Source organism: Pseudomonas sp. MF6776, from assembly GCF_016613125.1.
Lineage (GTDB): Bacteria > Pseudomonadota > Gammaproteobacteria > Pseudomonadales > Pseudomonadaceae > Aquipseudomonas > Aquipseudomonas iridis.
In genome coordinates this window covers 217893-237032 of the sequence record NZ_JAENSQ010000002.1, presented here as the reverse complement: position 1 = coordinate 237032, position 19140 = coordinate 217893, and the positions used below count along the sequence as shown (strand labels likewise).

The window sequence follows — 19140 nt, the reverse complement described above, 5'->3', positions numbered from 1 at the left end:
GGTTTGTCATGAAGTTAGCCATTGTTACGGCCTGCCCGAACGGCATGGTCACCAGTGTGCTGTGCGCCCGTTTGCTCGATGCAGCGGCCCAGCGTCAGGGCTGGAGCACCAGCGTCGAAGTGGTCGACGCTGCGCACCCCGAACGTGAATTGTCGGCAGCCACCATCGCGGCGGCGGAGTGGGTGTTGCTGGTCGCCACCGGCAACGTCGACATGACACGTTTTGTCGGCAAACGGGTCTTCCAGATTGCACCTGCGCAAGCCCTGCAGGATGTCGAAGCGGTACTGCGCCGTGGTGCTGAAGAAGCGCAAATCTACGTCGCTACCGAAGCTGTTCCCGCGGCGGTTGCGGCCCGCGCACCGCGCATCGTCGCCATCACCGCGTGCCCGACTGGCGTTGCCCACACCTTCATGGCGGCCGAAGCGTTGCAGCAAACGGCCAAGCGTCTGGGCTATGACTTGCAGGTAGAAACCCAAGGCTCGGTCGGCGCGAAAACACCGTTGAGCGCGACGGCAATTGCCGAGGCTGATGTGGTGCTGCTGGCGGCGGATATCGAAGTCGCCACCGAGCGTTTCGCCGGCAAGAAAATCTACCGCTGCGGCACCGGAGTTGCGCTCAAAAAATCGGAAGAAACGCTGAAAAAAGCGCTGGCGGAAGGCGTGCAGGAAAGCGCCGCCGGTGACGGCAAGGCACCGGCAAAATCCGAGAAAGCCGGGGTCTACAAACATCTGCTGACCGGTGTGTCGTTCATGCTGCCGATGGTGGTGGCGGGCGGTTTGATGATCGCGTTGTCATTCGTGTTCGGCATCACCGCGTTCAAGGAAGAAGGCACGCTGGCGGCAGCGCTGATGCAGATCGGCGGTGAAACCGCGTTCAAGTTGATGGTGCCGCTGCTGGCCGGGTACATCGCCTATTCGATTGCCGACCGTCCGGGCCTGGCGCCGGGGATGATCGGCGGTTTACTGGCGAGCACCCTGGGCGCCGGGTTCATCGGCGGGATCGTCGCCGGATTCATTGCCGGTTACGCGGCGAAGGCGATCAGTCGTTATGTCGCGTTGCCGCAAAGCCTTGAAGCACTGAAACCGATTCTGATCATCCCGTTGTTCGCCAGCCTGTTCACCGGGCTGGTGATGATTTACGTGGTCGGCAAACCGGTGGCGGACATGCTGGCGGCGCTCACGCATTTCCTCGACAGCATGGGCACCACCAACGCGATTCTGCTCGGTGTATTGCTCGGCGGCATGATGTGCGTCGACCTCGGCGGGCCGATCAACAAAGCGGCTTACGCGTTCTCGGTGGGGCTGTTGGCGTCGCAGAGTTATGCCCCGATGGCCGCGACCATGGCAGCTGGCATGGTGCCGCCGATTGGTCTGGGTATTGCGACGTTTATTGCCAGACGCAAATTCGCTCAGACTGAACGCGAGGCCGGTAAAGCGGCGTTCGTGCTGGGGCTGTGCTTTATCTCCGAAGGGGCGATTCCGTTTGCCGCGAAAGACCCGCTGCGGGTGATCCCTGCGAGCATTGCCGGCGGTGCATTGACCGGCGCGCTGTCGATGTACTTCGGCTGCAAGCTGATGGCGCCGCACGGTGGGTTGTTTGTGTTGGCGATTCCGAATGCGATCAACCACGCGTTGCTGTATCTGCTGGCGATTGTCGCGGGGAGTTTGTTGACTGCCGTTGTGTATGCGACGGTCAAACGCCCGGAAGCGGTGGAGCTGGCAATGGAACCCGCCAAGGCCTGACACCGCACTAAAACTGTGGGAGCGAGCCTGCTCGCGAATGCAATCTGCCAGCGACATGTATGTTGACTGGCACGCAGCTTTCGCGAGCAGGCTCGCTCCCACAATGGTTAGTGGTGTCATGGCGAGTTCATATAGGCGTGCTTAAGTTTTCCTTTTTCCAGGGAGAACAGCATGAGCGATTTCAATGTGGGTCGCCGGCGTGTCATGCAAGTCGTTGGCACCGGACTGCTGATGCCGGGGCTCGCGCCGGCGGTGATCGCATCGGTCAAGGATCGGCCACAACTGACCGATGGCGTGCAGTCCGGCGACCTGCAAGGCGACCGCGCGATGATCTGGAGTCGCAGCGACCGCCCGGCCCGGATGGTGGTCGAGTGGGACACCCGCAGCCAGTTTCGCAATCCACGGCGTATCGTCTCGGCGCTGGCGGATGCCCGCAGCGACTTTACAGCCCGCGTCGAACTCACCGGGTTACCTGCCGATCAGGCGATTTTCTATCGCGTGTATTTCAAGGACGCCCGCAGCGGCGTCGCCAGCGAACCGTGGCTCGGCCACTTGCGCAGCGCACCCTCGGCGCGGCGTGATATTCGTTTCGTCTGGAGCGGCGACACCGTCGGCCAGGGCTTCGGCATCAATCCGGACATCGGCGGCATGCGCATCTACGAAGCCATGCGTCTGCGTTTGCCGGACTTCTTCATCCACAGCGGCGACACCATCTACGCCGACGGCCCGGTGCCCGCGCAACTGACCACTGAAAACGGCCGGGTGTGGCGCAACATCACCACCGAAGCCAAGAGCAAAGTCGCCCAGACCCTCGACGACTATCGCGGCAATTATCGCTACAACCTGATGGACGAAAACATTCGCCGCTTCAACGCCGAAGTGCCGCAGATCTGGCAGTGGGATGACCATGAAGTGGTCAACAACTGGTCGCCCGGCAAGCAGCTCGACGAGCGCTATCAGGAAAAAGACATCCACACCCTGGTCGGCCGCGCGCGCAAGGCCTGGCTGGAATATTCGCCGATGCGTTTGCAGGCGGCTGACGCGGGCGGGCGAATTTATCGCAAGCTCAAGTACGGGCCGATGCTGGATGTTTTCGTACTCGACATGCGCAGTTACCGCGAGGCCAACGACGACAACCTCGGCGCAGCAAAACCGTTCCTGGGGCGTGAGCAACTGGATTGGCTCAAGCGCGGGTTGAAGGCCTCGAAAGCGCAGTGGAAGGTCATCGCGGCAGACATGCCGATTGGCCTGGGCGTGCCTGATGGCGAGGTGAGTCCGGGCGTTGCGCGCTGGGAGGCCGTGGCCAACGGCGACCCGGGACCGGCGCAGGGACGTGAACTGGAGATCGCTGAATTGCTCGGTTTTCTGCGGGCGCAGCAGGTGCGCAATTTCGTCTTCCTCACGGCAGATGTGCACTATTGCGCGGCGCATCACTATCACCCGGATCGCGCGGCGTTTCAGGATTTCGAGCCGTTCTGGGAGTTTGTCGCGGGGCCGTTGAATGCCGGAAGTTTCGGGCCTAATCCGCTGGATAAGACCTTTGGGCCTGAGGTGGTTTTCGAGAAGGCACCGACGGCGCAGAACATGTCACCGTTTGCCGGGTTTCAGTTTTTTGGCGAGGTGAATATTGAGGGGCAGAGTGGGGAGATGAGCGTGGTGTTGCGGGATTTGAATGGGGTCAGTGTGTTCGAGAAAAAACTGCAGCCAGTCTGAAACCCCCTGTAGGAGCTGCCGCAGGCTGCGATCTTTTGATCTTGGTTTTAAAAAAAGACAAGGTCAAAAGATCGCAGCCTGCGGCAGCTCCTACAGGGGAGTGGGGGTGTCAGTAAACATCCCGGCGATAACGACCCTGCTCAATCAGGCGTTCAACCTCAGCAGCTCCAAGCACTTCGTTGAGCACTTGATCAACGCCTGATGCCATCCCTTGCAGGCTGCCGCAGATGTAGATAACAGCACCCTCCGCCAGCCATTTCTTCAACTCCTCAGCCGATTCCCGCAAACGATCCTGCACATAAACCTTCTCCGCCTGATCACGCGAAAACGCCAGATCCAGTCGTGCCAGATCGCCATTGATCAACCACTCTTCCAGCTCCGTCCGGCACAGGTAATCGTGCTCACGGTGACGCTCGCCGAACAGCAACCACTGACGTTGCCGAGCATCAGCAATGCGCGCCTTGAGCAGGCTGCGCAGACCGGCCAGCCCTGTGCCGTTACCGATCAGAATCATTGGCATCGGTTCATTCGGCAGGTGGAAACCACTGTTACGGCGTACCCGCAAGCTGATGCTGCCGCCTACCGGCGAATGCTCGGTCAACCAGCCTGAAGCGATGCCCAGCGTGCCGTCGGCGTGCTGTTCCTGACGCACGATCAACTCCAGCACACCGTCGGCGGCAATCGAGGCGATCGAGTATTCGCGCATGGCGAGCGGCACCATGGCATCGACCATTGCCTGTGCGTGCAGGCCAACCAGATGCGCGCGGTGCTCGGGCAGTTGGCGTGAGGCCAGTGCCACTTCCAGAGGTTCTTCGAGGCCGTTGATTTTCACAATCGTCTCGCCACGAATGCCGAGGCCGTCGAGGAAGTGTTCGATGGCCCACGGGCAGTTGCGTGGCAGCACTTCGACCAGATCCCCGGCCAGCCAGCTGCTGGTGTTCGGTGCGCCCAGGCTCAGCAGATAAACCGGCGAACCGCTGCTGCCAGGGTTCATCAGTTCACGGCGCAACAGCGTCCAGTTTTCGTAGCTCGGTGCCTGCCAGGTGTCGACCGGTGCTTGCCCGGTGAGCAAGCCCAGTTGGGTTTGCCAGTGATGCAGGGCGTATGGGTCGCCGCTGTCGACTTCTACCGGGGCAAACAGGGGCTTGCCGCCGTGCTCGCTCAGCCACTGATGCAGGCGTCGGGCGAAACCGCAGAAGTGCTGATACTCACGGTCGCCAAGCCCGAGGACGGCGTAGCTCAAGTTGTCGAGTGTCGATGCTTTGGCCAGAACCTTGCGCTCGAAACCACGGGCGCTGTCCGGTGCCTGGCCGTCGCCAAACGTGCTGACGACAAACAGCGCATTGCTCGACTCACGCAGATCCTTTTCGCTCACATTCGCCAGCGGCTGCACCTTCACCGGCAACCCGGCGGCCTGCAATTGGCCTGCGGTCTGCCACGCCAGTTGCTCGGCGAAACCGCTCTGGCTGGCGAAGCCGATCAGCCACGCCGGGGTATCGCCGGTCGGCGGTTCGAAGCCTTTGCGCGCCTCCTTGATCTGCTTTTTCTTGCGACGACGATCGAGGTACAGCAGCCATCCGGTGATGAAAAACAACGGCATGCACACCGCCGCGACGGTAATAATGATCCGTCCGACGAGGCCGAAATAACTGCCAACGTGCAGCGCGTAAATGCTGGTCAGCAATTGCGCCTTGAAGCTCTTGTCGGCATAGCGGTCGACACGTTTGACGATGCCGGTGGCTGGATCGAGGGTGATCTGGTTCAGCGCGCGATCATGGGGCGAGCTGTCGAGCAGGTAGAACACCGTCGCCGGTTGACCGGCCACGGGCGGCATGCGGATGTTGTAGGCAGACAGGCCCGGACCTGCGGCGCTGTAGATGCTGCTCCACATCGCGGCGTAGTCGGCGGTTGGCGCCGGGCCTTGTGGGGCCGGGCCGCGACCGCCGCGCACGCGTTCGTTTTGCGGAGCGTCGGAAAGCAGTCTGGTCAGGCCCTTGTTGTACCACTCGTATGACCACGACAACCCGGTCAGCGCCAGCAGCAGATACACCAACAGGCACCAGGTGCCTGCCACCGAATGCAGGTCCCAATTAAAGGTGCGACCCTTTTTCTTCCAGTCCAGGGTCAACCAGACGCGCCAGCTGTTCCACTGCCGAGGCCAGCGCAGGTACAGGCCCGAAAGGCAGAAAAACACCAGGATCAGGGTGCAGGCGCCGGTGATGTTGCGCCCGGTGTCACCGATGGCGAGGAAGCGGTGCAGTTGCAGCATCAGGCCGAAGAAGTCCTGGCCGGTGGCATCGCCCATGAAGTCGCCGGTGTACGGATCGAAGTAGCGCATCTCGCCGCGACGTTCACCCTTGGGCGGGGTGAAGAATACTTTTGCCGCGTGGCCGCTTTCGGTCTCCACCGTCAGCATCGAGACTTTCTTGCCCGAAGTGGCTTCGATGCGCTCTACCAGTTCAACGGGCGGCAGCACGCCGGCGACCTGTTTTTCCACCTGTAATACCGAGGGATTTAGCGCCCGCAGGATTTCGTCTTGAAACGAATAGGCCGCGCCGGTGATGCCCATCAGGGCCAGCACCAGGCCTGCGGTGATGCCAAAAAACCAGTGCAACTGGAACAGGGTTTTCTTCAACACGTCACTCGCCGTCCGTTCGGAAATTGTCTTCACGGCGCGCATTATGCCGTGGGTTGTCGAGAAGCTTCTTGATTACGCACAAAAGCCCCGTTCAATTGAATGAACGGGGCCAAGCCTTGCGGCGCATTCCTTGTGGGAGCGAGCCTGCTCGCGAAGGCGTCGTGTCAGTCAGCCTCCACTTAACTGACTCACCGCTTTCGCGAGCAGGCTCGCTCCCACAGGTTCCCACATCGTCAGAAGTGGAAGTTGGTGCTCAACAGTGCCGTACGCCCCGCTGCCTGGCTGGCGAAGTGGGTGGCGAAGGCTTTGTCGTAATAGGTTTCATCGGTCAGGTTCTGCACGTTGAGTTGCAGGTCGACGTTCTTGGTCAGCTTGTAGGCCGCCATCGCGTCGTAACGCACGTACGAATCAACCATGGTGGTATTGGCCACGTTGCCGAACACGTCGTCGACATAGAACGCGCCGCCACCGATCGTCAGCTTCGGCGTGACCTGGTAAGTGGTCCACAGGCTGGCGCTGTTCTTCGGCGTGTTAGGCAGTTGGTTGCCGTCGGTGGCGCGGTTCAGCGGGCCGCCGTCAACCTGTTCGCTGTCCATGAAGGCGTAACCGGCGAACACCTGCCACTTGTCGGTGATCTTGCCGCTGGCCGACAGCTCGACACCTTGCACGCGGGTTTTGCCAGCGTTCTCGTACGAGGTGGTGTCGACCTGTACACGCGCGTTTTCTTTCTCGGTGCGGAAGATGTCAGCTGTCAGCGACAGGCGATCATTGAGCAGGTCCCACTTGGTGCCGATTTCGTAGTTCTTGGTGGTTTCCGGCTCCATGTCGCTGCTCAGCAGATTGCCGGCGCGATCCTTGGTGCCGCCCAATGGGTTGCCGTCCATGCCTTCACCGAGGGTGTTGCCCGGTGGGGTGGCCGAAGTGGCGTAGGACGCATAAATGCTGCCGTTTTCCGCAGGCTTGTAGACCACGCCGAACTGGCCGGTAACGAACTCGCTGACGTCATCGCCCTTGGCGGTGGTAGCGCCGGCGGCGGTGTAGGTTTTGTACTCAGTGTCGAAGTGGTCGTACCGCAGCCCCATGTTCACCAGCCACTGCTCGGACAACTCCAGGGTGTTGAACGCATACAGCGCGTAGGTGTTGGCCTTGGTGTCGGTGCCGGCGTAGTTGCGCGAAATCGCACCATTCCACGGATCGTTCGGATTCGGATTCGACAGCGAGGTGCAGTTGTAGCCGCTCGACGCGCCAATCATCGCCGGCGTGCAGTTGCTGCTGGCCGGCACGTTGGTGGTGCGCGGCGTAGTGTCGGTGTTGACGTTGTACGAAGACTTCTGGCTTTGCTCACGGGTGTATTCGACACCGGTGGAGAAGCTGTTCTTGAAGCCGGCGACGTAGAAATTGCCGAACAGGTCAGTCTGGTTGGTGGTGGTCTCGGTGTTGCTGACCCGCGTATTCGCCCGACGCCACAAGCTGCCGTTGTTGACGTTGCCCTTGCTGTCGTCCGGCTGGGTGAGGATGTAATCCTGCATGCTGGTGCCGTGACGCAGGGTGTTCTTGATGGTCAGCGAGTCGCTCAGGTCATGCTCGATGGCGAATGTCGCGGTGTCGGTGCGGCCCTTGCGAAAATCGCGATCCAGGCCGTAGAAGTTGCTGTCGTCGCCACCGGCATACGGCTTGTCCGGATTGGACTTGGTGCGCGGGCTCGAAAAGCTGTACGGGATACCCGAGTCCGGCGTGTCGTTGCTTTCCAGATGGTAGTAATCAAGGTTGACGCGGGTGTCGGTGCCCAGACCGAAGGCCAGGGAAGGCGCGATGCCCCAACGGTCGTAATCGACTTTGTCGCGACCGGCGACGTTGCTTTCGTGGCTCATCAGGTTCAGACGGCCAGCGGCGGTATCGCTGAACTGGTAGTTGCCGTCGAGGGTGTAACGCTGAGTCTGGTCGGAGCCCCAGGTGAAGCCACCGTCGAACGAATTACCCAAGTGAGCCTTCTTGCTCACCAGGTTGATGCTGCCGCCCGCCGCGCCACGACCGCCGATGGCGGAGTTCGGGCCCTTGCTGACTTCGATGTTTTCTACGGCGAAGATTTCGCGGCTCTGCGAGCCCGTGTCGCGCACGCCGTCGAGGTAAGTGTCGCCCTGGGCGTCGAAGCCACGGATGAACGGACGGTCGCCCTGCGGGTTGCCACCCTCACCGGCGCCGAAGGTAATACCCGGCACGGTGCGCAGGGCGTCCTGCATGTTCAGGGCGCCGGTGTCCTTCAGGACTTGCTGCGGAATAACGGTGACCGAGCGCGGCGTGTCGATCAGCGGCGCGGTGTACTTGGGCGAGGAGGCTTTCTCGACCTGGTAGGACGTCGAGTCCTGCGCTTCGCCAGTGATGGCGGTGGCGTCCAGGGCGATGGCATTGCCGGAGGCTTTGCTGTCAGTCTTTTCGGCGGCAAACACCATGTGGCCGGCGGAACCGGCGGTGATTGCCACGCCAATTGCAGAAGCGAGCAGACGTGGTGAACTGACCGGTAATTGTGCGGGTTGACGTGCCATTTTTATTCCCCTCCCCAAGGATTTGAGGCGGCGGAATATAGGGTAAACGGGTATTCGTATCAATTGCGAAATATTGTTATTCGCACTGAATTTACATTCTTTACAATTTGGCCTTACGGTTTTTACCTGTTCATTCGTCCCGTGGGTTTTACACAGACAATAAGAATCAATACCATTGCCGCCTCTTTGCCATCAGGTGACATTGCCATGCTGCTGCACATCCCCGGTCTGTTTGAAAAGGACGAAGTGCAGCGCATTCGTGAGGCGCTGGAACAGGCAGATTGGGCTGACGGCAAGATCACCGCCGGCTATCAATCGGCCAAGGCCAAGCACAATCTGCAACTGCCCGAAGGCCATCCGCTGGCCAAGGAAATCGGCGCGGCGATGCTCGAGCGGCTGTGGAAAAATCCGCTGTTCATGTCTGCCGCGCTGCCGCACAAAGTGTTTCCTCCGTTAGTGAACTGTTACACGGCCGGTGGCAGTTTCGATTTCCACATCGACAATGCCGTGCGCCAGCCCAAGGGCAGCATCGAGCGGGTGCGTACCGATCTGTCGGCCACGCTGTTCTTCAGCGAACCTGAGGATTACGACGGCGGCGAACTGGAAATCCAGGACACCTTCGGCACTCAACAGGTGAAATTGCCCGCCGGCGACATGGTGCTGTACCCCGGCACCAGCCTGCACAAAGTCAACGCGGTTACTCGCGGCGCGCGTTACGCCTCATTCTTCTGGACGCAAAGTCTGGTGCGCGAAGACAGCCAGCGTGCGTTGCTGTTCGAGATGGACGGGGCGATTCAGCAGCTCACGCAAGACCTGCCCGATCACCCTTCGCTGATTCGCCTCACCGGTACTTATCACAACTTGTTGCGGCGCTGGGTCGAGGTATGAGTTTTCATCTGCGCCGTCAGGAAGTCCTCGACGGCGAACAGCTCAGCGCCATGCTTGAAGAGAGCCCGGGTCGTGCGGCGCAGGCGATTCTGTTGGCGGCGGGCGAGGGAGTTGTTCAAGCGCAGGCGTTGCTTGGGCAGATCCTGCTCGATGGTCAGGGTATCGCGCAGGATCAACCCTTGGCACTGCGCTGGTTCGGCATTGCTGCCGGGCAAGGGCATCTGATGGCGCGCAACATGCTCGGCCGTTGCAACGAACATGGCTGGGGCTGTGAGGCGGATGCTGCGGTTGCGGTGGAGCATTATCGAATCGCCGCCGAGTCCGGGCTGGACTGGGCGATGTACAACCTCGCTAACCTGCTCGCCACCGGTCGCGGCATCGCCGAAAACCAGGCGCACGCCCTGATCTTGTATCGTCGTGCTGCGGCGTTGGGCCACGCCAAATCAATGAATCTGTTAGGTCGTTACCTGGAGGAGGGACGCCATTGTCCGCAGGATTCACTGGCCGCGCGTGATTGGTATCGCCGTGCGGCCGAGGGCGGTGATTTTCGTGGGCAGTTCAGCCACGCGGCGATGCTCGCCGACGACGGCCGGATCGATGATGCCCTTGTCTGGCTGCGCAAGGCGCTGGCGGGGGGCAATGCGAACTTTCTGCGGGTTGCAGGCGAATCGCTGATGAATGCACCGCACTTACGCATTCGCGCAATGGCCGACGCTTATAAGCTGCGCTTGTCGCAGTTGATGGCGTCGTAATGATTTGCTTTTATCGTTAGTTGTTCAAGTGATGTGAGTGGTTTGCCAGGCGTTAATGACTTGAGTAAGTAATTATGTTGTCGTGATTGCTAATATTTAAGCGCTTGTTGGTTTTTATCTTGTTGTCCTAAGGTTGTTTTGCGATGGCCGTGATCGAGTTGACCTAAAACTCGACAAGCTCGAATCGCAATTGACTTTAATAATATCCAAAGCAGACAAGGAGTCTCTTATGGGATTCAGGATAGATAACAAGATTGTCGAAAACGCCACGAAAGCACCTGCCGTGTTTATCAGCGCCTCGCTTGGTGAGGGTAATGAATACAATCGTGATACCGGTATTCAGCTAACCAAAGAGCAGATTATCAGTTTGAGAAAATATGAAGTTCTTGGGTTGTCTTTGCCCGTGCGCTTGCAGGATGTTATTGCGTACTTGAACTATGGCGCAGGTGATAGCGGCGGCCTCGGCCTCAAGCCAGTAGACTTTCTGCGTACATTCAGCACGACTTATGATCACGCCAAACGATGGTCGCCGTTGCGTGAAAAAATCATGCTCACGGGGACCGATCTGAAGATTTTTGCCGGCAGTATCATCCGTACAGGCAGCGGAATAGTCGAGATCTATGAAGATCTCAAAGTGTCCAGATACCTGGAAGAACACAATATAAGTACCCCTGAACAGTATCTGGAACTCAAGCGAAAGATCCCCAATCTTCCTGATCTCGCGTTGCCGGAGGGCGATGTTCCGGAGATAAAAGCCTACCTTAATGACATGCTGGGCAAAGTCAGGCAATGCCATCAGAAAGCTGAACGGGTCCGGGAGCAGCTGGACAGCTTTGGCAAGGACATGCGCGAGAAAGTCTTGCCCGAGATCAAACTGCGTCTGGAGTTTGTTTCGAGGAATACCTATCAGGCGGACATTCAGGTACTGCAAGGGGAGATCGATCAGCGCTCGAAGGAGATTGATGAACTCAATAAACAATATGATCAACTGGTACAGGAGGCCATCGCGGCTGCTGCGACCTTTAACGTCGCAGGATTGATTCTCGGTATCTATCAGGGCGTAAAGGCAGAAGAGATCCGCAAGAAGCGCAACAATCTCAAAGCCGAACAACAGGCTGCCAATCAGAAAATGGCCAGCAAGAGTCAAACGTTGGCTTCTTTGAACAAGATACGGGATGACTTGCAAAACCTCGACTACGTAGCGATCGAAGCTGAAGTTGCAACTCAAAATCTGATGTTGGTATGGAATGCATTGAGCACTTACATCACGGCCTCCATCAAAGAGGTCGATTCGCTGCATGAGGCCACGTCGTTGCGCAGGTTCAAGAATCAGATTCTCGCCATTATCGATCCGTGGGAGCAAATAAAATCCAGTGCTGATCAACTGCTCGACGTGTTTGCAGCAGCGGATAAAGAGTATGGAAACAAATTTCAGTCATTCAGGAGCAAGAGAATCATGTTTTCGCTGCCAAATAATCAAACTTATCCGCAAGTCAATGTGGCCGCTTTGCGTGCTCACTCGGCCGCCATGCAGAAAAGCAATACCACTGCGCAAATGCTTTTTGAACAGTTTAACTATATGCCTGGCATTGTCCGCAACATGAATGATTTGTCGATTGCTGTTCAGAGAGCAACATTTGATATGCGTAGCCAGGCCCGGACAGACATCATTCATCTGGAGCGTGCGCGAGAAAAGCTGAAAGGATATCAGGCCGAACTTGCCTATCCCGAGGATGTGGAAGAAGTTCGTGAAGACATGGAAAACGAACTCAAGAGTACTTCCAACAAGATCTCCGAGCGTTATGAAGACCTCAAAGTCATTCGCAGCAGCCTGAGTACTGCGTATGACCGGGCCACTTCGCAGCAATGGATTGCAACACTGCAACAGGATCGGGATGTAACCGAAGCACTGAAGGTCAAATCCGACGAGAAATTGACCGATCTGGAAAAACAGATGAAATCGGCATCCGAAGGGATCGACCTGATCGCCAAAGCCGGTGTGGAGAAGATCGGCCAGGAAGCGCAATTAACGCTGGATAATCTCAAAGCCCTGGGTTTGGCACCGCCGCAGGTTCAAATTGCAATGCTGGCGATCGACACCCTGAAAAAAATCATCTCCGGTATTGGTGAAGCGATTTCGTTTCTGAACATGCTGGATGCTTACAACAAGCTCAGGGATAAAGCCGCTGACTTGCGGGTGCAGTTGAAGAAATACAAAAGCGACATCGCCCGGACAGACGGGAAAATTCAATTGGTCAACGCTCTGGATCAACTGGACGAGGGGCGTTGGGGCTATGTGAACGAGTATTCGAATCTGGTTAACGGTTTTGACTCGTTCCGCCAAGACTTCAGGCAGGACAAGTCACAACCTGTCGAGGAGCGTGCCGATGCCGCGATTGCCCGGATCACCGAAGTCGTGAGGTATCTGAAGTCTGTTCAACAATAAGGAGTGGGGGCGGTGGGCTGCGCGCCCATCGCTTCTTGAATAGTCATGAACATACTTTCCTATGACCTCTCTGCCGCGCAGCGGCGCGTGCTGGATCGCTATACAAGATTTCTCGGCTCTCTTCACCCGACCTTCAACAACATCCCCGTGGTATTTGCCCGTCGAAAAGCCAGCGGTCATGCACCCGCGGTATTGGCTAGTGATTCGCGCCTGAACAATGCCCGATTCAATGAGCGCTATTTGCAAGAACTCTGGGAGCGCACAAAAGAAGCTCGGAATTTGTGCCGTGCTTACGTCGCGGATCTCAATACGTTTGCGCAAGAGACCCGGGAAATGACCCGTCGTACATCAAGGAGTGAGCCCCTCAGCAAGGTGGATTTCAAGGGGTACAGTTTGTCCCGGTCGCCGACCTGGAGGCTGCTTCCGCCTAATGATGTACCCGACCTGGTTCACGAATTGGCACTGCGGTTTTATCAACTCAGGGCGATGATTCAACAACTGAAATACACCATCGCCGAGGTGCATGACGAGTCGTTCGGGCTCAGGTCGGTGTTTACTAAGGCAATGGATCATCGCTCCTGCCAGTGCCATGCCCAGCCAACGGTTGTCCAGGAGTTGTTCCGCGAAGCCCGCACCATGCCGTTTTGGGATATCACTTATTCTTCCGCGGATGCAGTGATCCGGGCCGCAGAATACAAAACTGATATTGGCATTTTGTTCAACGGACTGGCGTCCGTGAGTTCGCGAGTCAGTCTGTTTCTTGAGGCAACGGGATCGCACATGGACACGGCGATCTACGAGTTATTAAGGGCTGAACGCGTGTCGAAACTGGGCGAGTTGAATTTCAAATTGGCCGCGACCAAGGAGTTGGCTGACGCGTTCATGGCCATGGTTGACCAACTTGAGAATTGGCTGCGCAAATAAAAAAAGGCCCATACATGGGCCTTTTCATTTAACGCGTCAGTTAAAGGTAATACGACTTCAGCGGCGGGAAGCCATTGAATTCAACGGCGCTGTAGCTAGTGGTGTACGCGCCGGTCGACAGCCAGTACATCCGGTCACCGATCGCCAGGTTCAGCGGCAGGCCGTACTTGTAGTTCTCGTACATGATGTCGGCGCTGTCGCAGGTCGGGCCGGCGATGACGACTTCTTCCATCTCGCCTTTCTTCTCGGTCCAGATCGGGAACTTGATCGCTTCGTCCATGGTTTCGATCAGGCCGGAGAACTTGCCCACGTCGGTATAAACCCAACGCTCGACGGCAGTGCGGGATTTGCGTGCAACCAATACCACTTCGCTGACCAGGATGCCGGCGTTGGCGATCAGCGAACGGCCCGGCTCCAGAATGATTTCCGGCAGGTCATCACCGAAATCCTCTTTGAGGAAGCGGATGATTTCCTCGGCGTAGGTTTCCAGGCTGTTGGTGCGGGTGATGTAGTTGGCCGGGAAGCCGCCGCCCATGTTGATCAGCTTCAGTTCAATGCCGTCTTCTTCTTTCAGGCGCTCGAAGATCACTTTGACCTTGGCGATTGCCGCGTCCCACACGCTGATATCGCGCTGCTGCGAGCCAACGTGGAACGAGATGCCGTAAGGCACCAGGCCAAGGTCGCGGGCGAGGATCAGCAGGTCCATGGCCATGTCGGTCTGGCAGCCGAATTTGCGCGACAAAGGCCAGTCAGCCGTAGTCGAACCTTCGGTCAGGATGCGCACGTAGACTTTCGAGCCCGGCGCCGCTTTGGCGATGTTGCGCAGGTCGGCTTCGGAGTCGGTGGAGAACAGACGCACGCCTTTCTCGTAGAAGTAGCGAATGTCCTTGGATTTCTTGATGGTGTTGCCGTAGCTGATACGGTCGGGGCTGACGCCGCGATCCATCACTTTGTCGAGCTCGTAGATCGAAGCGATGTCGAAGCTCGAACCTTTGTTCTTGAGCAGGTCGATGATCTCGACGGCCGGGTTGGCCTTGACTGCGTAATAGACCTTGGCGAATTCGAAACCGGCGCGCAGGTCATCGTAGGCCTGGCTGATCATCGCGGTGTCGATGACCACGAACGGGGTTTCTTGCTTGTCGGCAAACGCCTTCATTTTGTCAAAAGTGGCGCGCTCGAAATAATCTTCGACGTTGATCGACATGCTGGGAACTCCTAAGGGCAAACAATAATAAACATGGGTAAAAATGAACGTCCTCCGTATCCCCACTTTGGTTCGCCTACTTCCCAAGGCATGTCGCCGAAAGCAAAAAGGCCACGGGTGTGCAGCTTCCCTTGGCCTTGCTGTCTCGTCGTCAGTACTTGAGCCGGATGGATCGTTTCCAGCATGGACGTTCGGCGCGAACTTTAGGGCGTGAGGGGCCTGAGATCAACTAAAAATGTCGCGTTTTTGCACGCTTCTGACGTGCGACGCGGATATCACTCTTTGTAGCCGACCGATATGACGGGCAGATGTTCCCCGCGAACTTTGCAGTGTTAAAAATACCTGCACGTTCGCTGCTTTTGTCAGCGAAGTCGCGGGTAAGTGTGATGGGTGCAACATCGGCGACGTTGGCGGCGAGAGGTGCGTATGAAGGGGGTTTAGGTTGTTTGCGAAGCGCTTTTCGGTGTGTTGTTTGAGTGGCGTGTGTTGAGATTCTTTTCCAGTTGGCGAATGAGGGAAAAATCACGCAGATCCTGTGGGAGCGAGCCTGCTCGCGAAGGCATTTTCACAGCCAGCATCATGGTTGACTGATATTGCGCATTCGCGAGCAGGCTCGCTCCCTCAGGTTTCGTGTTTTACGCGACTACCGCCTCAGCCGGCGAGACGATGCTGGTCTTGCCGCCGCGAGATTTGCCGGAGCTCAGGTACTCGGCAATCGACTCTTGCGTTACCTCACCCAGGAACACCCGGTCGGCATCCATCACCGGCAGCCACGAGCGGTTGAACTCGTACATGCGCGACAGCAGGATGCGCAAATGCTCGTCGTACGCCGCCGTGGCGTTGAACTCGCGAAGATATTGCGCGCAGGTGCCGGTCTGACGGTGCAGATCGCGACGACGCACATAACCCAGCGCCTTGTTCTCGGCACAGGTGACGACGACGTAGCGACGGTCATGCTCGTCCATCAATTCCAGCGCATCAGCCACCGGGGTTTCCGGGCTCACCGACGGCGCGTTGTCCGCCGCGTCTTCAGCCTTCACCAGCAACAGACGTTTGAGCGTGCTGTCCTGACCGACAAAGTTGCTGACAAATTCGTCCGCCGGATGCGCCAGCAGCGTGTCCGGGTGATCGATCTGCAGCAGCTTGCCGGCGCGGAAGATCGCGATCTTGTCACCCAGCTTGATCGCTTCGTCGATGTCGTGGCTGACCATGATCACGGTCTTGTTCAGCGCGCGCTGCATCTCGAAGAATTCGTTCTGGATCATCTCGCGGTTGATCGGGTCGACCGCACCGAACGGTTCGTCCATCAGCAACAGCGGCGCATCTGCCGCCAATGCGCGGATCACGCCGATACGCTGTTGCTGACCACCGGACAACTCGCGCGGGTAACGATGCAGATACTGCTTGGGTTCAAGCTTGATCATGCTCATCAGTTCGCGGGCGCGGTCGTGGCATTGCTGCTTGTCCCAGCCGAGCAGTTTCGGCACCACGACGATGTTCTCTTCGATGGTCATGTTCGGGAACAGACCGATCTGCTGGATCACGTAGCCGATGTTGCGACGCAGGGTCACTTCGTCCAGATCGGTGGTGTCTTCGCCGTTGATCAGGATCTTGCCCGAGGTCGGTTTGATCAGACGGTTGATCATCTTCAGCGTGGTGCTTTTGCCGCAACCCGATGGCCCGAGGAACACACAGATTTCGCCTTCATTGACGGTCAGGCTCACCGAATCCACGGCTTTGACATCTTTGCCGTTGCTTTGGAAGGTCTTGCTGAGGTTTTGAAGTTCGATCATTTGAGTAATCCTTTTGGAGTCAACGAGCGTTGCAGCCATTGCAAAAACAGGTCGGCGAAGATCGCCAGAAGACTGACCAGCAGCGCGCCGACGATAAGCATCGACATATCACTGCGGCTGATGGAGGCGAGGATCAACACGCCGAGGCCGCCAGCGCCGATGGTCGCGGCGATGGTCATCACGCCGATGTTCATCACCACGGCGGTGCGCACACCGGCGAGGATCACCGGCACCGCAATCGGCAACTCGACCATGCGCAGGCGCTGGCCGAAGGTCATGCCGATGCCGCGTGCGGCTTCACGGATACCCGGCTCAACGCCGGTCAACGCCAGGTAGGTGTTACGCATGATCGGCAGCAGTGAATAAAGGAACACCGCGGTGATCGCCGGCATTGGGCCGAGGCCTTGGCCGAACTTTGAGTAGAACGGCAGCAGCAGGCCGAACAGTGCAATCGACGGCACGGTCAGCAACACCGTGGCGCTGGCCTGCAACGGGCCGGCGAGGCTCGGGAAGCGCGTCATCAGAATGCCCAGCGGCACCCCGACGAGGATCGCCAGCGTGACAGCGATGCCAACCAGCGTGATGTGCTGCCAGGTCAGGTGCATCACCTGTTGCCAGTCGAGATGGGAAAAGGCGTTCAAAAATTCCATGACTTTTCCTCCCTTAATTCAACGGATGTTGGCGCAGAAAATCGGCGGCAACAGCAGATGGGCTTTCGTGATCGACATCGACCCGCGCGTTGAGCTGGCGCATGGTTTCGTCATCGAACAGTTCGGCCAGTGGCTTGAGCTGCTCGGCCAGTTTCGGGTTTGCGTCCAGCGTTGCCTGACGCACCACCGGTGCGGCGGTGTAGTCGGGGAAGTAGTGCTTGTCGTCTTCCAGCAGCTTCAGGCCGAAAGCATTCAAGCGACCATCCGTGGTGTAGACCAGACCGGCAAACACTTGGCCGTTGCGCAGCGCCGTATAGACCAGGCCCGCATCCATCTGGCGGATGTTTTTGCGACTCAGGTTCATGTCGTAGAGCTTGACCATGCCGAGCAGGCCGTCCGAGCGGTTAGCGAACTCGGTGTCCAGTGCCACCAGGTGATTGGTCTTGGTTTCAGCCTGCAACACCTCGTTCAACTGACTGATGTTGTTGATCTGCGGATATTGCTCGGCGACTTTTTTCGGCAGCGCGAGGGCGTAGGTGTTGCTGAACCTGGACGGTGTCAGCCAGATCAGGCCTTTTTTCGCGTCGAGTTCTTTCACCCGGGCGTAGGACTGAGCGCTGTCGAGTTTTTCGGTGACATGGTTGTAGGCCACCAGCGACACGCCGGTGTATTCCCAGAGCATGTCCAACTGGCCACTTTCTTGAGCGCTGCGGGCGAGGTTGCTGCCCAGCCCACCGGTGATCTGCGCGTCGTAGCCTTTGCTGCGCAGGTATTGCGCGGTGATTTCGGCGAGCAGCGTCTGTTCGGTAAACACGCGGGCGCCGAGGCGGATAACCGGTTTGTCGGCGGCTTGGGCGATTCCTGCGAACAGCAGGATGCAGCCTAGGATAAAGCTAAGTCGTTTCATGTGAATTCCTTTGCCGAGGCCTTAAGACGGGCGCAAACCGCGTTCCAGCCAGAGACGGCTGGCGAGGGTGACCACGCCATCGAGCAGCAGGGCCAGCAGCGCGGTGCAGACGGCGCCGAGCAGCAGTTGCGGCTGATTGTTCAGGGCGATGCCAGGGAAAATCAGGCTACCGAGGCTGTTGGCGCCGATCAGGAACGCCAGCGGCGCTGTCCCGACATTGATCGCCAGAGCCACACGCACACCACCGACAATGATCGGCACGGCGTTGGGCAATTCGACGCGCCACAGCACCTGACCCGGAGTCATGCCGATGCCGACGGCCGCTTCCTTGAGTGAACCCTGGACGTTTTTCAGGCCTTCATAGGTGTTGCGCACAATCGGCAACAAAGAAGCGAGGAACAGAGCGAAGATCGCCGGGCCACTGCCGATGCCCAGAATCCCCAGAGCGATCGCGAGTACGGCCAGCGGTGGCACGGTGTTGCCGATATTGAAGATTTGCATGAAGCGTTCAGCGCGGCCAACCATGGTCGGACGACTGAGAAAGATGCCGGCGGGGATGCCCACGACAAGGGCGGCCAGCATTGAAGCGAGGACAAGAATCAGATGAGCTTGCAGGTAAAACAACAAATCGTCGCGGTAGTGTTCGATCGTGTTGATGCCGATCCAGTGGACCAGCAGGGCCAGGAGCGCGATCACCACCGCACCTCCCATCAGCCCTTTGCCATAGCGGATAGCCACAGGCGGACTCCTTTTTTATAGTCGGCGAACGCCGTCCCGTGTTCAGTGGCCGGGGTGGTCAATTTTGTTAGCCCAACTTCGGCGCCATAAGCTCATATCCTGCGTTGCTGTTCCTCGCCATAGCGGGCTATGACTCGTCACAGCGCCTTGGCTATGAACTTCTGGCATCCGAATTTGAGCCAACAAAATTGACCACCCCGGC

Annotated in this window: 13 protein-coding genes; 6 read left to right on the top strand and 7 right to left on the bottom strand. The window is 58.2% G+C overall.

Features of this window, described 5'->3' with window-relative positions; all coding sequences use genetic code 11:
- Positions 1–8: 8 nt before the first annotated feature.
- Together JJD74_RS03140 and JJD74_RS03135 are read left to right on the top strand one after the other, a co-directional pair.
- Positions 9–1742, top strand: a complete 1734-nt coding sequence (locus tag JJD74_RS03140; protein ID WP_200611252.1) for a PTS fructose-like transporter subunit IIB — start codon at positions 9–11, stop codon at positions 1740–1742.
- A 171-nt stretch (positions 1743–1913) separates the two neighbouring features.
- Positions 1914–3455, top strand: a complete 1542-nt coding sequence (locus JJD74_RS03135) for an alkaline phosphatase D family protein (protein WP_200611250.1) — start codon at positions 1914–1916, stop codon at positions 3453–3455.
- Positions 3456–3564: 109 nt separating this feature from the next.
- Here JJD74_RS03135 and JJD74_RS03130 read toward each other — a convergent pair whose 3' ends face one another.
- Together JJD74_RS03130 and JJD74_RS03125 are read right to left on the bottom strand one after the other, a co-directional pair.
- Positions 3565–6093, bottom strand: a complete 2529-nt coding sequence (locus JJD74_RS03130; protein ID WP_200611490.1) for a PepSY domain-containing protein — start codon at positions 6091–6093, stop codon at positions 3565–3567.
- 233 nt (positions 6094–6326) lie between these two features.
- Positions 6327–8636 (bottom strand): TonB-dependent receptor, encoded by a 2310-nt coding sequence (locus JJD74_RS03125; RefSeq protein WP_200611247.1) that lies wholly within the window; start codon positions 8634–8636, stop codon positions 6327–6329.
- A gap of 207 nt (positions 8637–8843) precedes the next feature.
- Between JJD74_RS03125 and JJD74_RS03120 the strand changes: the two genes are divergently transcribed.
- The 4 genes from JJD74_RS03120 to JJD74_RS03105 all read left to right on the top strand — a co-directional run bounded on the left by JJD74_RS03120 (position 8844) and on the right by JJD74_RS03105 (position 13646).
- Positions 8844–9524 carry a Fe2+-dependent dioxygenase gene (locus JJD74_RS03120; protein WP_042557612.1) on the top strand — a complete coding sequence of 227 codons (681 nt, stop codon included), beginning with the start codon at positions 8844–8846 and terminating at the stop codon, positions 9522–9524.
- On the top strand, positions 9521–10276 hold the full coding sequence (locus tag JJD74_RS03115) for a tetratricopeptide repeat protein (RefSeq protein ID WP_200611243.1): 756 nt from the start codon (positions 9521–9523) through the stop codon (positions 10274–10276). The genes JJD74_RS03120 and JJD74_RS03115 overlap by 4 nt, the downstream gene beginning before the upstream one ends.
- Before the next feature lie 229 nt (positions 10277–10505).
- Positions 10506–12722 carry an alpha-xenorhabdolysin family binary toxin subunit A gene (locus JJD74_RS03110; protein ID WP_200611240.1) on the top strand — a complete coding sequence of 739 codons (2217 nt, stop codon included), beginning with the start codon at positions 10506–10508 and terminating at the stop codon, positions 12720–12722.
- A 45-nt stretch (positions 12723–12767) separates the two neighbouring features.
- Positions 12768–13646, top strand: a complete 879-nt coding sequence (locus tag JJD74_RS03105; protein WP_115147474.1) for a hypothetical protein — start codon at positions 12768–12770, stop codon at positions 13644–13646.
- Positions 13647–13686: 40 nt separating this feature from the next.
- Here the strand turns inward: JJD74_RS03105 and JJD74_RS03100 are convergent, their stop codons facing one another.
- The 5 genes from JJD74_RS03100 to JJD74_RS03080 all read right to left on the bottom strand — a co-directional run bounded on the left by JJD74_RS03100 (position 13687) and on the right by JJD74_RS03080 (position 18911).
- Entirely contained in the window at positions 13687–14850 is a 1164-nt protein-coding gene (locus JJD74_RS03100; RefSeq protein ID WP_042557616.1) for a type III PLP-dependent enzyme, read from the bottom strand.
- Positions 14851–15485: 635 nt separating this feature from the next.
- Positions 15486–16643 carry an osmoprotectant ABC transporter ATP-binding protein OsmV gene (locus JJD74_RS03095; protein WP_200611225.1) on the bottom strand — a complete coding sequence of 386 codons (1158 nt, stop codon included), beginning with the start codon at positions 16641–16643 and terminating at the stop codon, positions 15486–15488.
- A complete protein-coding gene (locus tag JJD74_RS03090; RefSeq protein WP_042557618.1) occupies positions 16640–17293 on the bottom strand; it encodes an ABC transporter permease in 654 nt (217 codons plus the stop codon). The genes JJD74_RS03095 and JJD74_RS03090 overlap by 4 nt, the downstream gene beginning before the upstream one ends.
- A gap of 13 nt (positions 17294–17306) precedes the next feature.
- Complete coding sequence (locus tag JJD74_RS03085) at positions 17307–18200, bottom strand: glycine betaine ABC transporter substrate-binding protein (protein ID WP_200611222.1); 894 nt, start codon at positions 18198–18200, stop codon at positions 17307–17309.
- A 21-nt stretch (positions 18201–18221) separates the two neighbouring features.
- On the bottom strand, positions 18222–18911 hold the full coding sequence (locus JJD74_RS03080) for an ABC transporter permease (protein WP_200611487.1): 690 nt from the start codon (positions 18909–18911) through the stop codon (positions 18222–18224).
- Positions 18912–19140 lie beyond the last annotated feature (229 nt).

Bases quoted from the DNA above. Each gene is read 5' to 3' on its own strand.
- JJD74_RS03140 (WP_200611252.1), top strand. From the start codon at position 9: ATGAAGTTAGCCATTGTTACGGCCTGCCCGAACGGCATGGTCACCAGT.
- JJD74_RS03135 (WP_200611250.1), top strand. From the start codon at position 1,914: ATGAGCGATTTCAATGTGGGTCGCCGGCGTGTCATGCAAGTCGTTGGC.
- JJD74_RS03125 (WP_200611247.1), bottom strand. From the start codon at position 8,636: ATGGCACGTCAACCCGCACAATTACCGGTCAGTTCACCACGTCTGCTC.
- JJD74_RS03120 (WP_042557612.1), top strand. From the start codon at position 8,844: ATGCTGCTGCACATCCCCGGTCTGTTTGAAAAGGACGAAGTGCAGCGC.
- JJD74_RS03115 (WP_200611243.1), top strand. From the start codon at position 9,521: ATGAGTTTTCATCTGCGCCGTCAGGAAGTCCTCGACGGCGAACAGCTC.
- JJD74_RS03110 (WP_200611240.1), top strand. From the start codon at position 10,506: ATGGGATTCAGGATAGATAACAAGATTGTCGAAAACGCCACGAAAGCA.
- JJD74_RS03105 (WP_115147474.1), top strand. From the start codon at position 12,768: ATGAACATACTTTCCTATGACCTCTCTGCCGCGCAGCGGCGCGTGCTG.
- JJD74_RS03100 (WP_042557616.1), bottom strand. From the start codon at position 14,850: ATGTCGATCAACGTCGAAGATTATTTCGAGCGCGCCACTTTTGACAAA.
- JJD74_RS03095 (WP_200611225.1), bottom strand. From the start codon at position 16,643: ATGATCGAACTTCAAAACCTCAGCAAGACCTTCCAAAGCAACGGCAAA.
- JJD74_RS03090 (WP_042557618.1), bottom strand. From the start codon at position 17,293: ATGGAATTTTTGAACGCCTTTTCCCATCTCGACTGGCAACAGGTGATG.
- JJD74_RS03085 (WP_200611222.1), bottom strand. From the start codon at position 18,200: ATGAAACGACTTAGCTTTATCCTAGGCTGCATCCTGCTGTTCGCAGGA.
- JJD74_RS03080 (WP_200611487.1), bottom strand. From the start codon at position 18,911: ATGGGAGGTGCGGTGGTGATCGCGCTCCTGGCCCTGCTGGTCCACTGG.